The sequence below is a fragment of the Caldicellulosiruptor sp. F32 genome (assembly GCF_000404025.1).
Classification (GTDB): domain Bacteria; phylum Bacillota; class Thermoanaerobacteria; order Caldicellulosiruptorales; family Caldicellulosiruptoraceae; genus Caldicellulosiruptor; species Caldicellulosiruptor saccharolyticus.
This window is the reverse complement of record NZ_APGP01000110.1, coordinates 1-15,455: the sequence shown is the minus strand read 5'-3', so window position 1 is coordinate 15,455 and position 15,455 is coordinate 1. Positions and strand designations below refer to the sequence as shown.

Genomic DNA, 15,455 nt, shown 5'->3' with positions numbered 1-15,455 from the left:
TCAAATAGGATAGTTCCTTTTTTTCTGCCTTCTACATTTTTTAATTTATACTTTTTTGACTGCTTTTAAATCAAAATAATGCAAATTTACATATCAATAATTAACAAAAAGAATGCAATTTTATCAATTCATTTTTTATAAGTAAGATTGTAAACTATAGTTGAAAATCAAACTCAGCACAAGGGATATTTCCAAAGATTTAACATAGAAAGGGGAACATGCAAGATGAGAAGTGGTCAGCGCACATATTCACGCTCTGGTTTTATAAAAGAACTTAACAAAAATTTTCCACTATTTATAATGGCACTACCTGGGGTAATTCTCCTGATTGCATTTTCTTATCTTCCACTGTTTGGTCTTATCATCGCTTTTAAAGATGTACATTATGATGTAGGAATTTTAAAAAGTCCATGGGTTGGTTTTAAAAACTTTGAATTTCTATTCAAAACGCCTGATGCATTTATAATTACAAGAAATACACTCTTATATAACTTAGCATTCATTGTTCTTGGTAATTTAGCTGCTATTGCAACTGCAATTGCCTTAAGTGAGATGAGAGCAAGATTTATGGCAAAGTTTTACCAGTCAGTAATGTTTTTGCCTTACTTTTTATCATGGGTTGTTGTTGCATACATGGCGTTTGCATTCTTGAGTGTTGACCTTGGAATATTAAATACGTTGATTTTGCCTAAACTTGGAATAGAACCAATTGCATGGTATGTTGAGCCAAAACCATGGCCGGTGATACTTATTTTAGCAAATCTATGGAAATACACAGGATACAATGCGGTTATATACTTAGCTGCAATTACAGGAATCGACCCTGAGTACTATGAAGCAGCGCTTATTGATGGAGCGAGCAAGTGGCAACAGATAAAACATATCACGTTTCCACTTTTGTCTCCACTGGTAGTGGTACTTGTCCTGCTTGGTATAGGAAGAATATTTTATGCAGACTTTGGTCTCTTCTATCAGCTTCCTATGAACAGCGGTGCACTCTATGATGTTACAAACGTCATTGATACATATGTATACAGGACATTAATGGGGATGAATGACATAGGAATGGCTTCGGCAGCAAGCTTTTACCAGTCGATAATGGGTTTTATATTAGTGTTGACTTCAAATCTAATTGTTCGACGACTTGATCCAGAAAAAGCTCTCTTTTAACAATCAAAATAGGAAAGGCGTGAGGATTCATGCATTCAAGAAGCAGATTTATGCAAATATCAACATCGGCAGAAGTGATATTGCACGTAGTGTTTTTAATCATAACTTTCTTATGTTTGGTTCCTCTTTGGGCAGTTGTTGCTATATCTCTAAGTGATGATGAGGCAATGAGACAAGTAGGGTATAGACTAATTCCAGTCAAATTTAGTACGAAGTCGTATGATTTTGTACTTGGACAAGGGATTGCAATTGCACGTGCATATGGTATCACAATATTTGTAACTGTGGTAGGTACACTTCTATGTGTTGCGGTAGTTTCAATGTACGCATATGTACTGTTCAGAAAAGATTTTAAGTATAGAAAATTCTTCACTTTCTTTGGATTTTTCACAATGTTGATTAACGCTGGACTTGTGCCGTGGTATATAGTTTGTGTAAATGTACTGCATTTGAAAAACACAATTTTTGCTCTCATCTTTCCATATGTAATGAATATGTGGTACGTCTTGATTTTTAGAACATACCTTTCAATGTCCTTGCCTGACTCTATAATTGAATCAGCCAAGATTGATGGTGCCGGGGAATTTACTATATTTTTCAAAATAGTTATTCCATTAGTAAAGCCGGGACTTGCAACAATAGCACTCTTTGCAGCAATAATGTACTGGAATGACTGGTGGCTTCCGTTTATGTTGATTGAAAAGGAAGAACTATATAACTTGCAATATTTAATGTACAGGGTTCAGCAAAAAATACAATACTTAGCAGAGATTGCTTCCAAATTAGCGATGAATCCATCTATTCCGCCTGACATACCTGCAGAATCTGCAAGAATGGCAATGGCAGTTTTGGGAATGGGTCCAATAGTTTTAGCTTATCCATTCTTCCAGCGATATTTTGTTAAAGGTCTTACAATAGGTGCTATCAAAGGATAATGCGTGGTGGATATAGGCCTCAAAAGTCTGGTTTTAACAGGCTTTGGGGCTTATAATAAAAAACAAAAAGTTGGGGAGGTTGGTTTTTGTGAAACTCAAAAAGTTCTTTGTAGTAATGCTCATCTTAGCGTTTGCGTTGACAAGCGTGATTGGCATCGTAAGTGGCTTTGCAGCATCTTCATCTAAACTTCCTTATGTTAAACTCACATGGTATGTCATCGGTACACCACAGAAAGACTGGGATTTGATTAACCAAAAGGTAAATGAGTACATTAAACCAAAACTCAACGCTGAAATCAAAATGACAATGTTTGACTGGGGCGAGTACAACGACAGAATGCAGACAAAGATTGCAGCTGGTGAGCCATTTGACATCTGTTTTACAGCTATTTGGACAAACAACTACAGAACTAACGTTGCAAAAGGTGCGTTTTTACCACTCAACAAACCAGGAAGAGACCTTCTTTCAAAGTATGCACCAAAGACAAAGAAGCTTTTAGGTGATGATTTTATAAAGGGTGCTTCAATTAATGGCATTTTGTATGCAATTCCTGCAAACAAAGAAAAGGCTCATAACTGGGGATTTATTGTAAGAATGGACTTGGTAAAGAAGTATAAGCTTCAGGACATGTTCAAAAAAGTTAAGAAGTTAGAAGATTTAGAGCCATATCTGAAGATTATTAAGCAAAAAGAGCCGGGAGTATATCCATTAGGAGCATATGCAGGTGAGTCTCCAAGATTCTTGCTTGACTGGGATAAGGTTGTAGATGATGATGTTCCTGTTTCACTCTATCCAAATAACAAGAGTACAAAGATAGTAAATGAACTTAAACAGCCAAATACAAAAGCTCTCTTTAAGACAGTAAGAAAGTATTACTTGGCAGGTTACATCAGAAAAGACGCAGCTCAGGTTACAGACTGGATGTCAGATTTGAAGGCAGGAAAGGTATTCGTAATGCCACAGTCTTTAAAACCTGGTAAAGATGCTGAAATGTCAATCTCAACAGGATATGAGTGGAAGCAGATTGACATCACACCACCTGTTATGTCTACAAGAGAGTGTATTGGTTCAATGCAGGCAATAAATGCAAAATCTAAGAATCCTGAAAGAGCACTCATGTTCTTAGAGCTCTTCAACACAGACAAGTATCTAAACAACTTAGTAAACTTTGGTATCGAAGGTCAGCACTACGTATTCAAAGATAAAAAGAAAGGTATTATTGCTCCTGGTCCAAAAGCAAAAGACTACAGCCCAGGTCTTGGTTGGATGTTTGGTAACCAGTTTATAAACTACATCTATGAGAATGAAGACCCGAACAAGTGGAAGAACTTTGAAGAGTATAACAAGAAAGCACTGCCACTTTTGAGCCTTGGGTTTAACTTTGATGACTCAAAGGTTAAGACTCAAGTTGCTGCATGCAAGAGTGTATGGAAACAGTACATTCCACTTCTTGAGACAGGTTCTGTTGACCCAGATAAGTATATACCACAGGCAATCCAGAAGTTTAAACAAGCTGGAGTTGACATTATAATAAAAGAAGCTCAGAAACAATATGATGAGTTCTTAAAGAAGACTGGAAGAAAGAAATAAAAAAATATAGACAAACGGGATACCAATAGTCAGTTTTATATTGGTATCCCGTTTGTTACTAATATTAGTCAATTAATTAAATTGATTGGGGCATGAAAGATAAGGTAAAATATAATTAAAAATGTAGTTATTCAAGCAAGAGTGTAAGGTTGGGATTTTTAATGTTTAGTAAAAAGAAGATAGCTTACTTTAGCTTTTTCATACCGCTAATAACTACCATTACAATAATATTGATGCTAATTTTGAATACACAAAAAAACATTCAAGAAAGCATAATGATTGTCAATGATGAAACAAATATTAAAACTGAGCTGAGATTTATTAGTTCATGGGGGGGTGTTGACCCTTATGCTGACACACTTTCATTTGTTTTGAATAAGTTCCAAGAAGAGAATAAGGATATTATGGTTGTTAATGAGTCTTTATTTGGTGATGATTTTTTGATAAAACTCCAAACTGATTTTGCTTCAGGAAACTCTCCTGATGTCTTTGGTCTTTTCCCAGGGTCTGTTAGAGATATATTGATTAAAAACGATAAAGTTGCTGAATTAACCAATGTGCTAAAAAGTGATAGAAAGTGGTACGAAGGTTTTTATCCTAATATGTGGAAATATGTTATGTGGAATGGGAAAATTTATGGACTCCCCTTTGAGACAATTGTTGAGTGTCTTTTTGTAAACAAGGACATATTTGAAAAATATCATTTGAAAGTACCTCAAAATTTTACTCAGCTCAAGGACGTGTGTAAAAAACTCAGGGCCAAAGGGATCATTCCCATTGCTTTCAATGCTCAGCCAGAAGGTACGTACATATATCAAAACTTAGTAGTTGCAATTGGGACAAAGCAAGAAGTGGAAAACCCTTTAAAAGGTCATAAGATATCACCATCTTACATAAAAGCGCTGGATTACTTAAAAGAGCTCTACAAAATAGGAGCGTTTCCTGATAATTACTATACTCTTACAAGCAAACAGCGAAATGATTTATTTTTATCCAAAAAGGCAGCTATGATTGTTCAAGGGTCTTGGTTTATTCCAAAATGTGATCCAAAAACAGTAGATATATATTTTTTCCCTCAGGTAATATCAGGTGGCAAAAGACAGCTAATTTATGGGCTTGGTGGAGGAACATTTTATATGAGCGCATCTTGCTGGAAAGACCCCAAAAAGAGGGATGCAGCAATAAGACTTTTAAAGTATCTCACCTCAGAAAAAACAGCAAGAATCTTTGTTGAGAGGACGGGACTTATTCCAAACGTGAAAATAACAAATCCACCAAAAATTACAAATCCACTCAGAGCAAAGGCTGAAGGGCTTATTAAAGATGCAGAAGTGCTTGTTTCACCGCCTGACCATTTTATTGATAGGACTATTTGGGACGAGGTTGTTACTAAAAACATTCCTTATGTTCTAAATGACAAAATTACGCCTGAGCAGTTTTGGGCAAAAGCTATTTTGGCATGGGAAGAGAATATGAAAAAATTGGGTGAATAAGTATGAGAAAAAGTAAAGGAATTTTGGATAGGTTTTTAAAATATTACAGAAGCATTTCAATAGACAAGAAATTTTTGGCAGTTGCATATATCCAAATCTTTATTCCAATAATACTGATAGGTGTTGTAAGCTTTAGAATTTCTTCAGACCTGATTTTCGAAAAGTATATTGGTTACACCTCTGATGTTATAAAAACTGCAAGATTGAGAATTGTTGATAAAATAAATGAATTAAATCTGATTACCCAAGATGTATTGTATCAAAGTGAGTTATATAATGTACTTGAAAAAGCCCAAAGAAAAATTGACTATTACGACGATGTTGCCTCATTTACGAATAAACTTAGAAAGATAATCTTAGGACATCGTGATATACAATCTATTGGAATTTTTACAAAAGACAAGAAACTGTGTATAGTTGACAACACATCTCAGAAAAAGGGACTTGATGAGATTGTACCACTGGCCATTACATTTGAGAGACTCTACCGTATAGCATCAAACGGCGATGGAAAACCCGTATGGTATGTTGCAAATATCGATGGTGAAAACGAAAATAACCCAGCTGTTCTTATTGTAAGGCTCATTAATAATCCTAAGACGTTAAAATTTCAAGGAATTTTAGCAATTATGGTAAATAGCGAACTGTTTACAAAGACATTTTCAGAGCTTGTTGCAGAAAAAAGTCAAGCAATTTCGCTCATTGGTCAAAACACCTTCGTTTGTACAAAAGGACAGCTCAACAAACAAGAGGTTATGAAGCTTACCGATAGTATAAAAAACGAAAATGGCGTTGTTACATATACCTCGAAAGAGTCTATTTTAAATGTCTTGCCAATAAAAGAAGTAAATTGGTATATTGTAACATCAATACCTGTAAAAGTTCTTTTTAAAGATATAGATAAACTTCGCATATGGTTAATTATCCTTTGCTTTTTATCTTTCATGATAACGTCTGCTACAGCTCTTTTACTCTCTATGGATTTTTTAAAACCAATCTCGGCTATTGTTGAGGCAACAAAAAAAGTAAGTAGTGGGGAGTATACTACAATAAATGACCTTGAGCGAAAAGATGAGCTTGGGCTTTTAATTGAGAACTTCAATAGCATGGTACAGAAGATAAATCATCTTATAAATTCTATCTACAAAGAGCGAATAACGAGAAAAGAAGCTGAAATAAAAGCGCTGCAGAGTCAGCTCAATCCTCATTTTTTATTTAACATATTAGAATCAATTAACTGGCTTGCGCAGCTAAACGGGGTATCTCAAATTAGTGATGTTGTGATAGCCCTCTCAAGACTTTTAGAGGTGAATTTGAAAGAAGAAAAATTCTTGCCTCTTGAAGAGGAGCTAAAATACATAACTTCGTACATTTCTATTTTAAAGATAAACTTTGGAGAGGAAAATCTGAAACTTGAGATTGACGCAGACAAAGAGGCTTTAAAGTTTAGAATTCCAAAACTCTTAATTCAACCGCTTGTAGAAAACTCTGTTTTTCATGGGATAAGACCAAAAGGGAGAGGCAAGATTTTTATTGGATGTTATGTGTTTGATGAAAAGCTCAACATAATTGTGAAAGACGACGGGATAGGGATGAATCCAGAAAAATTAAATAAAATTCGTGATGGTCTTGCAAATGAGCTTGAGTTTGACCAAGAAGAAAAATCATACACAAGAATTGGACTTCTGAATGTTGTAAAGAGATTAAAATTGATATATGGTAGTAATGCTCACTTTTCAATCGAAAGTGTGCCTAATAAGGGCACCACAATAAAGATAGAAATTTTGGTTGAGGCAATAGAAAAGGTCTATGAAGATAACTTAGAATACTTGTAAAGAGGGGTAATTTAAAGATGTACAAGATTTTAATCGTTGATGATGATATGCTTATAAGAAAGGGAATTAGAAATGTAATTAGATGGAAAGATTTTGACTGTGAGATCTGTGCCGAAGCTTCAACTGGCGAGGAGGCCTTAGAGCTTATTAAAAAGTTTACGCCTGACATAGTCATTACAGACATCAGAATGCCTAACATGGATGGGATTGAGCTAATTGAGAGAATAAAGGCCATTTTGCCTCAGTGTAAGATTATTATTCTCACGGCTTACAGAGAATTTGAATATGCTCAAAGAGCCATAAAATTTGGGGCATTTGATTTTTTGCTAAAGCCAACAAAGGTGGAAGATATAATAAATGTTGTTCAAAAAGCTATTGCCGAGATAAATAAAGAAAAAACAATAATAGAAGAACTTGAGAAGATAAATAGACTTTTACAAGAGAAATTGCCAATTTTGAGAGAAAACTTTTTGTTCAATGTCATATTTGAGATGATTACAAATGAAGATGAAATTGTCCAGATGGCAGAAGTATACAAAATTGATATAAAGAACTTTGTCATGATTTTGGCAGAATGTGGAATAAAAGAAGAAAACGAAAAACCAAATAGTCATTTGTATCTTTTGGGTGTTTCTAATATACTGAATGATTTTATTGATAAAGATTGTTCTATATATACAATATACCTAAACAATTCTCAAGCAGTCTATGTTGTAAGTTTTGAATGTGAACCTTCCAAAAAAGAGGAGTTAGAGTTTTTTGAACTTTTAAAACAACTCAAAAAAGCAGCTATTGAATGTTTTAACATAGATCTGACATTAGTTGTCAGTACATGGGGTTACGGTATTGTAGAGCTTCCAAACAAATTCAAAGAGTGCATTGATGCTATTAACTACAAGTTTTACTTTGACAATGAAGACATAATATATTACAAGGACCTTTCACATCTTTTTGTGTATGTTGATGATAAAAAATTAAAATATTTGAAAAATGAAATTATTTCAAATGTAAGATATGGCAATATTTCAAATATAGATATACTATTATCAGAACTTGAAGAGACACTAAAAAAATCAAAGGCTGACAAACAATATATATTCAATCTATATTATCTTATGTTAATTGAGATCAACATGATAAAAGCTCAGGTTTTGTCAAGCTCAAGCCAATATGAACAAGAAGACAAGCTGCAAGACATTGAGTTTTTGAGTGAGATTTTAAAATGTAAAAGTATTTCTGAGCTAAATGGTGTACTTAAAATGTCAATCCAAAAGACAATCGAAGAAGTACAAAAGCACAACCAGAGCAAGATGGGCAGCTTAATTAAAAAGGTGATTGAATACATTAAAGCAAACTACTCTTACAATGAAATATCACTTTCAGAGATTTCGGAAAAGTTCTTTGTAAGTCCTTCATACTTAAGTAGACTATTCAAAAAGGAAACAGGAAAGAATCTTTCTGATTTTATAAATGAATACAGAATTGAGAAGGCTAAAGAGCTTCTTGCAACAACTGATTTGAAAACATATGAGGTGGCAGATAAAGTGGGCATCCCGGACCCTCACTATTTTTCGAGGATATTTAAGCGATATACAGGTTATAGCCCCTCTGAGTACAAAGAAGTAGTAAAGTTTAAGAATGTAAGGTTGAATGGATAGAAAAATGGGGCAACAGCTTTTGATATTGAGCTGGCCCCAGGTTATCAATTTTCGAGTAACCATTTTTAATCTCTTTTTAAGCTGAGCACTTTCAAAAGAGATATAGAAGCGATAATTGCAAGGACTGCACCAAATATAAACGGTGCGGAAGGTGAGATGTATTGCCACAAAAATCCAGCTATCAAACTTGCAGGAAATGCAAATATTCCAACAGCTCCGTTGTAAAGTCCATAAGCGGTTCCTCTTTTTTCAGGCTTAACTAAATCAGCAACAAGTGCCTTTTCAACACCTTCTGTCAGTCCATAGTAGAGACCATATAGAATGTACAGAATGACTATTTGGTATGTCTTTGTTGCAAGGCCGAAGCCCAAGTAAATCAGAGCATACACAATCCAGCCAGCGACAATTAAATGTTGACGTTTTATTCTATCTGAAAGAAGTCCTGCTGGATAGGCACTGATTGTGGTGATAAAGTTAAATGCCGCTAACATCAAAAATATCTCTAAGATACTCAAACCTCTGTTTTGAGCTTGAAGTATCAAAAACGCATCCGAAGAGTTACCAAGTGTAAAGATTGCAATTGTGAGAAGATACAGCTTAAATCTTTTGTCAAAACCTTTTAAAGAGAGGTTCACTTTGTTTGTACTGCTGTTTCCATTTTTAACATCTACAGCAAATGCAACTATGAGAAAAAGAGCAATAAATACTGGGAAGATTGAAATTAAAACTAAAATTTTAAATAAATGGTCTGTAAGTTTAATTGCATTCTTTGAGGAAAAATAGATAACTGCAGAGCCTACCAAAAGTGCCAGGATTGCACCTGCCGGGTCCATTGCTCTATTAAAACCAAACGCCTTTCCAAGTTCCTCTTTTTTTGTGGTATTTGCTACGAGTGCATCTCTTGGAGATGTTCTAATACCCTTGCCCACTCTGTCGAGAAACCTTATTATCAGTACAAATACCCAGTTGTTTGCAAAGTACAAAAGTGGTTTTGAGATTGCAGAAAGGCCATAGCCCAAAGTGACAAGCCATTTTCGCTGATTTAACTTATCAGAAAGATAGCCTGAGAAAATTTTTAAAATAGTGGCGGTTGAATCTGCAATTCCTTCTATAAGTCCTATAATAGATGTTTTTGTATTTAGGACATTTTTCAAAAAAAGAGGCAACGCTCTTATTGTCAGCTCACTTGAAAAGTCGTTTAAAAAACTCACAAAACCAAATATAAACGCATTCCACGGTATACCAAAGACTTTCTTTTCCTGAATTTTTGAATTCTTATTATTCATCCTCTTCATCTCCTTTTTCCTCATTCTGCCATTCAAATTCAAGCTCAAACTTGATGGTGTCAACTCTTTTTTAATTTTTACCTCCATCTCTACGTTATCAGGAAATTCAAATTTTTTGTCTTCAATGGTAATTGATTTTTCTTGTGCAATTGTGTCAAGTATCTCTTTTGCGTGTGAGATCAAGTTTTCAGTTTTTCCACTTTTTACTTCTTCGAACCGTGTAATAGTTTGATTTTTGAAATAATCCCTTGATGAGCCTTTACCAAGCCACTCAAGCAAGGCTTTTTTTGAAAACCGCCACTCTCTTCCGATCTTTCGTGCAGGGATATCTTCATCCTTTAAAAGCTGATTAAACGTCTTGCTTGATATTTCCAAAAACTTAGCCGCCTCTTCAAAATTCAAAACCTCTTTTTCCATTAAAATCACCTCAAATTATAGTTAAGTTACAGTTAATTTATAGTTATATTATAGTTTAAATGAATCTAAATTGCAATGCAAAATAATCTTCACCAAGGAAAAGGTGCAAAAAAAATAGAGGAGATGTTTCTCATCCAGCTAAAAGTTGTGAACTTGATGTGAAAAAATTTAGTAATCTCAAGTTAATATCTTCACTTTTCTTGTGCTCAGGCGAAAAGAAATTGACAGGTGGTTCTCCGCAAACATCAGAGCCAATTATGGTGTATTTAGAAGCAAAGTAGGAAAGAATCTCAAAAAGGGTGGCGACATCGCAGCTTCCTTGGTCCCATGTTGTTTTTAAAGAGGAAGAACTCAAAATATCTTTGTCAATGCTTATGTAAATATCAAATCGAGGTTGGATTTTTCTGTATTCTGAGGGTAATGCTATTTTTAGCTTTTGATTTTCAACATTCTTTTTTTCCTCTGAAAGTACAAAGACCTCAGCTACATTTTCTAAATCGCATGCATCTTTTAACCACGAGCCGCAGCTTACAAATCCTTCAAAAAAGTTTGAGTAATCAACGTGCTTATCAAAGACAATTAAAGAGATTTTTTGAGAAATGTTTTTGAGAAGCACCAATGAAAAATGATGAAAGTCACCTGAGCCAAGGAAACACAATGAATTTTTTATATTTTTAATCTTATCAGAGATCATTTCTAAGGTATTTGTTGAACACATGTATCTTGTAGAGCTAATGTTACTCAGGTCAATTGTTTTGCATAAGCTTTTGAGTCTTGGCTGAAAAGAATAGTAATTGTCAAACATTAACACATAAGAAGAAGACAATAAGCTCTTCACCTGCTCATCATCTCCTTCTTAGCTTTTGTATGTTGCTGTTTTCTACTTAAAATTATATCATTCCTTGCCGATCTTTTTCTCTTTCTGTTAAAGAACTAAGAAATAGTGGTAATATATTTACTGAAAGAGTGAAAAAATAGATTTAACATTTTAAAAGTGTGAAAGGAGAGAGAGCAAAAATGGATTCAAAAGAAATTGTGTTGCAGGCGCTAAAAAGCTCTGACCAGCCCTTGAAAACCCAAGACATTGTTGAAAAAACGGGGCTTGATAAAAAGGAAGTGGAAAAGGCAATAAAAGATCTTAAAGATGAAGGTCTGATAGAGTCGCCAAAGCGCTGTTATTATAAGGCAAAATGAGAATGTTTGGAAATTTTGAAAAAGTAGAGAAAGCCTTTGAGTGAAGGTGCAAAGAAAGTTGAAACAAAATAAAGAAACTTCCCTAACTAGGGTACTTGTAATATAGAAGGTATTGATATGTAGAGGGTGGGCTAAATGATAGGCGCCCCTCTTTTTTTTAATGTATAATTTAATGTCACCTTTCAATACACAAAAAGTTTGATATTAGTTGTTATTCAAAATTATTGTTTTTGAATAACTCTATTTATCTTTGTATATTATTCATAAATTTGAGCAACTAAAATATGCAATCTGCAGCATATTGACAATTTTCATCAGAAATTATATAATCAAAACAAAGCCAAGCAAACATTTGCATAAACTTTTAACCTCTTCAAATTTTTTAATTGTCAATTTTAATTTATGTATAAAGCTTAACTTGAACTTAGCTTTTTCTTATCTCTTAATCCAATTTAAAGGAGGTTTATACTAATGATTAAAACTAACTTGAGCAAACGTTTGATGTCAGTTTTAATTGTTTTGAGCTTTTTAGTTTCAATCATTTTGCCACTTTCAATTTTTGCTGCAGATGAAAAGACCACTCTCATCATTCACTACTACCGTTATAACGAAGACTATCAGGGCTGGAACCTCTGGATCTGGCCTGTTGAGCCGGTTGGGGCAGAAGGGAAAGCTTATGAGTTTACTTCTAAAGATGACTTTGGTGTGAAAGCAGTTGTAGAGCTTCCTGGCAAAATAACTAAAGTGGGTATTATCGTAAGAAAGGGCAATTGGGAAGCAAAAGATGTTGCATTTGACAGATTCATCTCTAACATCAACGGAACAAAAGAGGTTTGGCTAATTGAAGGAGAAGAGCAAATCTACACATCCCAGCCTCAAAAAACTCCTAAGATGACAGCTTTCATTGATGGACTTAATACAATCGTTGTAAAGCTTGCGAAGAAAGCAGATATTCTTCCAAATAACAAAACTCAAGGGTTCAAAGTTACGGCATTTTATGAAGAAATTCCTATCAAAAAAGTTGAGCCAGTTTTGCCCAAGATAAATAAGAATTTTAAGCCAGAAGAAGCAGGGTATGAGCTCATTGATGGCGGCACAAAGGTAAGATTTGTCTTAAAACCAGGTGCAGGTGATTTTAAGTTCACAGATACAACTGGTAAACTTGATGTATACGTATCAGGAACTATGAACGACTGGGGCGGAACAGCTTCTCCAGAAGGAAAATATAAACCACTTCCTGAATGGAAAATGACATGGAATCCGCAGAAAGGATACTATGAGCTTGTGAAAGAACTTGGCAAAGACGGCGTTGTAATTGGTGCTAAGTTCAAGTTCACATCATGGGATGGTACATCTGCAAAGTGGTACCCAGATGGAATGGGAAATGACAAAGTAATTGAGGAACTTTACACAGGAAATGAGAAGATAACAAAAATTGACACTTTCATGATTACAACTGAAGAGGAACTTGAGCCACAGGTTCCATATGTTATTTCTAAAGATGGTTTTAAATCTGCAATTGCTCAGGCAAGAGACATATTGGACAATCCAAAATATTATTACAAAGGAAATGACCTTGGGCTTGTGTATACAAAGAGTTATTCTACATTTAGACTTTGGGCGCCAACTGCAATAGCAGTTATTTTAAGACTTTATGACGATTACAAAACCACAAAATACAAAGAGTATGAAATGGAGCAGTCTGTGAACGGTACTTGGTACCTTAAGATAAAAGGTGATTTGAAAGGAAAGTACTATCAGTACGAAGTTTGGCATGCATCAAATTCTTTAACTGATGACTCAATCAGAAAATATGTTGTACCAGATCCATATTCAAGGGCAACTTCGGCAAACTCTGAAAGAACTTTAATATTTGACCCAAAAGATACAAACCCCGTTGGCTGGGAGAAAGATACATTTATAAAGCTTGAAAACCAAGAAGATGCAATAATTTATGAGACGCATGTAAGAGACTTTACAATAGATGCTTCAAGTGGTGTAAGACCAGAATTTAGAGGCAAATATTTAGGATTTGCACAAACAGGTACAAAAGGACCAAATGGCGTGAAAACAGGTATTGACCACTTAAAAGAGCTTGGTATAACCCATGTACATCTGCTTCCAACATATGACTTTGGTTCGGTTGATGAGACAAATCCTGAAAAAGGCTATAACTGGGGATATGATCCTGTTTTGTATCAAAATGTTGAAGGTTCGTATGCTACAAATCCAAATACAATTGCGAGGATTAAAGAGTACAAACAGATGGTTATGGCTCTGCACAAGGCAGGAATAGGTGTTATTCAAGACGTTGTATTTAACCACACATTCCAGATAGGAGATGCTAAATTCTCGATTTTTGACAAGATAGTGCCAGGGTACTTTTACAGAAAAGACAAAGACGGTAATTACTCCAATGGCTCAGGTGTAGGTAACGAAATTGCAACAGAAAAGCCGATGGTAAGAAAGTTTATAATTGATACCTTGACATACCTTACAAAAGAATATCACATAGATGGTTTTAGATTTGACTTAATGGCAGCAATAGATAGAGTTACAATGGCAAAAGCACAGGAAGAAGTAAGAAAGATAAATCCATCAGCAGTAATCTACGGCGAAGGCTGGATGGCAGGTGCATCGCCACTTGATCCATCACTTAGAATGGAAATAGGCTCATTCAATCAAGCAGGGCTTCACATTGGGCTTTTTAACGACAGAATAAGAGAAGCAATCAGAGGCAACCTTGACAATGAGTCAAAAGGATTTATGCAAGGGAACTATTCTTTTAGACTTGAAGACCTCAAGAGAGGTATTCAAGGTGGACTTGGTGATTTTGCAACAGACCCAGATGAATGTATCAACTATGTATCTGCACATGATAACTTGACTTTGTGGGACAAACTTCAAAAGAGTGTTCCAAATGAACCAGATTATATCAAAGATAAGATGGGTAGACTTGCAAATGCAATCGTTTTGACAGCACAAGGTGTTCCATTCTTACACGGTGGAGTTGAATTCAACAGAACAAAATATATGAACAGCAACTCATATAATGCGGGTGACAAAATAAACAAATATGACTGGAACTTGAAAGTAAAGTGGTACAATACTTTTAAGTACTATCAAGGTTTAATTGCACTAAGAAAAGCTCATCCAGCCTTCAGAATGACAACTGCAGAAGATATCCAAAAATATCTCACATTTATCCAAACACCAAAGGGGACTTTAGGATTCAGACTCACATATCCAAAAGATACATGGAATGACATTATAGTTGTTTACAACTCAACAAAGAAAGTACAAGAGGTCACATTGCCAGAGGGGAACTGGGTTGTTGTTGCAAATGGAGATGAAGTTGGCACAACACCAATTAAGAATCTTACAAACTTTGTTGCTGGCAAAGCATTGGTTGCACCAATTTCAATGTTTGTTGCATACAAGAGCAATGAATTTCCGCAAGGTTTTACTAAAGTAACCGGTAAGGACCCTGTATCATTAGAAAGCTCAAGCACAGTAGCAGTTCCAAAAGTTTATCAAAAAATTAAGCAAGAGACTCCATCTTCTATAAGATAAAGATGAATTGCTAAAAATATGATATAATATTCCTCAGGTGATTTCAAATGTACAAAACACAGAAAAATCATATAAGGTGTGATAAACAAACATACAGACTGCTACGTCAGCTTTGCCACTTCTCAAAAAATCTGTACAACTATGCTCTGTACCATATAAGGCAACACTACTTTAAAACTCAGGAATATCTGCGATATGAGAGTGTATATCATCTTGTGAAAGAGAACGAAAACTATAGACTTTTGCCATCGCAGGTTGCCCAGCAAACACTTATTTCAGTGGATGAAGCTTTTAAGTCTTTTC

General features: G+C 34.8%; 10 protein-coding genes and 2 pseudogenes. 9 read left to right on the top strand and 3 right to left on the bottom strand.

Annotated elements, in window-relative coordinates:
* Nucleotides 1-225: 225 nt before the first annotated feature.
* The 6 genes from H964_RS09745 (at nucleotide 226) to H964_RS09720 (ending at nucleotide 8,682) form a co-directional block, all read left to right on the top strand.
* Nucleotides 226-1,170, top strand: a complete 945-nt coding sequence (locus H964_RS09745; protein ID WP_039767160.1) for an ABC transporter permease — start codon at nucleotides 226-228, stop codon at nucleotides 1,168-1,170.
* 29 nt (nucleotides 1,171-1,199) lie between these two features.
* Nucleotides 1,200-2,105, top strand: coding sequence for a carbohydrate ABC transporter permease (locus H964_RS09740; RefSeq protein WP_039767157.1), 906 nt, complete (start codon nucleotides 1,200-1,202; stop codon nucleotides 2,103-2,105).
* 88 nt (nucleotides 2,106-2,193) lie between these two features.
* Nucleotides 2,194-3,696, top strand: a complete 1,503-nt coding sequence (locus tag H964_RS09735; RefSeq protein ID WP_039767232.1) for an ABC transporter substrate-binding protein — start codon at nucleotides 2,194-2,196, stop codon at nucleotides 3,694-3,696.
* 161 nt (nucleotides 3,697-3,857) lie between these two features.
* Nucleotides 3,858-5,189, top strand: coding sequence for an ABC transporter substrate-binding protein (locus H964_RS09730; RefSeq protein ID WP_039767155.1), 1,332 nt, complete (start codon nucleotides 3,858-3,860; stop codon nucleotides 5,187-5,189).
* A gap of 2 nt (nucleotides 5,190-5,191) precedes the next feature.
* Nucleotides 5,192-7,024, top strand: coding sequence for a sensor histidine kinase (locus H964_RS09725; protein ID WP_039767152.1), 1,833 nt, complete (start codon nucleotides 5,192-5,194; stop codon nucleotides 7,022-7,024).
* A 17-nt stretch (nucleotides 7,025-7,041) separates the two neighbouring features.
* Nucleotides 7,042-8,682, top strand: a complete 1,641-nt coding sequence (locus H964_RS09720) for a response regulator transcription factor (RefSeq protein WP_039767149.1) — start codon at nucleotides 7,042-7,044, stop codon at nucleotides 8,680-8,682.
* Between the two features lie 65 nt (nucleotides 8,683-8,747).
* Here the strand turns inward: H964_RS09720 and H964_RS09715 are convergent, their stop codons facing one another.
* From H964_RS09715 to H964_RS09710, 3 genes and pseudogenes are all read right to left on the bottom strand, one after another.
* Entirely contained in the window at nucleotides 8,748-9,968 is a 1,221-nt protein-coding gene (locus H964_RS09715; RefSeq protein ID WP_039767230.1) for an MFS transporter, read from the bottom strand.
* A gap of 318 nt (nucleotides 9,969-10,286) precedes the next feature.
* Nucleotides 10,287-10,385: pseudogene (locus H964_RS13565) on the bottom strand (helix-turn-helix domain-containing protein); the annotation flags it as partial.
* A 130-nt stretch (nucleotides 10,386-10,515) separates the two neighbouring features.
* Nucleotides 10,516-11,223 (bottom strand): hypothetical protein, encoded by a 708-nt coding sequence (locus H964_RS09710; RefSeq protein ID WP_039767146.1) that lies wholly within the window; start codon nucleotides 11,221-11,223, stop codon nucleotides 10,516-10,518.
* A gap of 179 nt (nucleotides 11,224-11,402) precedes the next feature.
* On the opposite strand from H964_RS09710, the gene H964_RS09705 reads away from it, so the two are divergent.
* The 3 genes and pseudogenes from H964_RS09705 to H964_RS09695 form a co-directional block, all read left to right on the top strand.
* On the top strand, nucleotides 11,403-11,579 hold the full coding sequence (locus H964_RS09705) for an HTH domain-containing protein (protein ID WP_011916256.1): 177 nt from the start codon (nucleotides 11,403-11,405) through the stop codon (nucleotides 11,577-11,579).
* Nucleotides 11,580-12,050: 471 nt separating this feature from the next.
* On the top strand, nucleotides 12,051-15,152 hold the full coding sequence (pulA, locus tag H964_RS09700) for a type I pullulanase (RefSeq protein WP_237738270.1): 3,102 nt from the start codon (nucleotides 12,051-12,053) through the stop codon (nucleotides 15,150-15,152).
* 47 nt (nucleotides 15,153-15,199) lie between these two features.
* A pseudogene (locus H964_RS09695) lies at nucleotides 15,200-15,455 on the top strand (RNA-guided endonuclease InsQ/TnpB family protein); the annotation flags it as partial.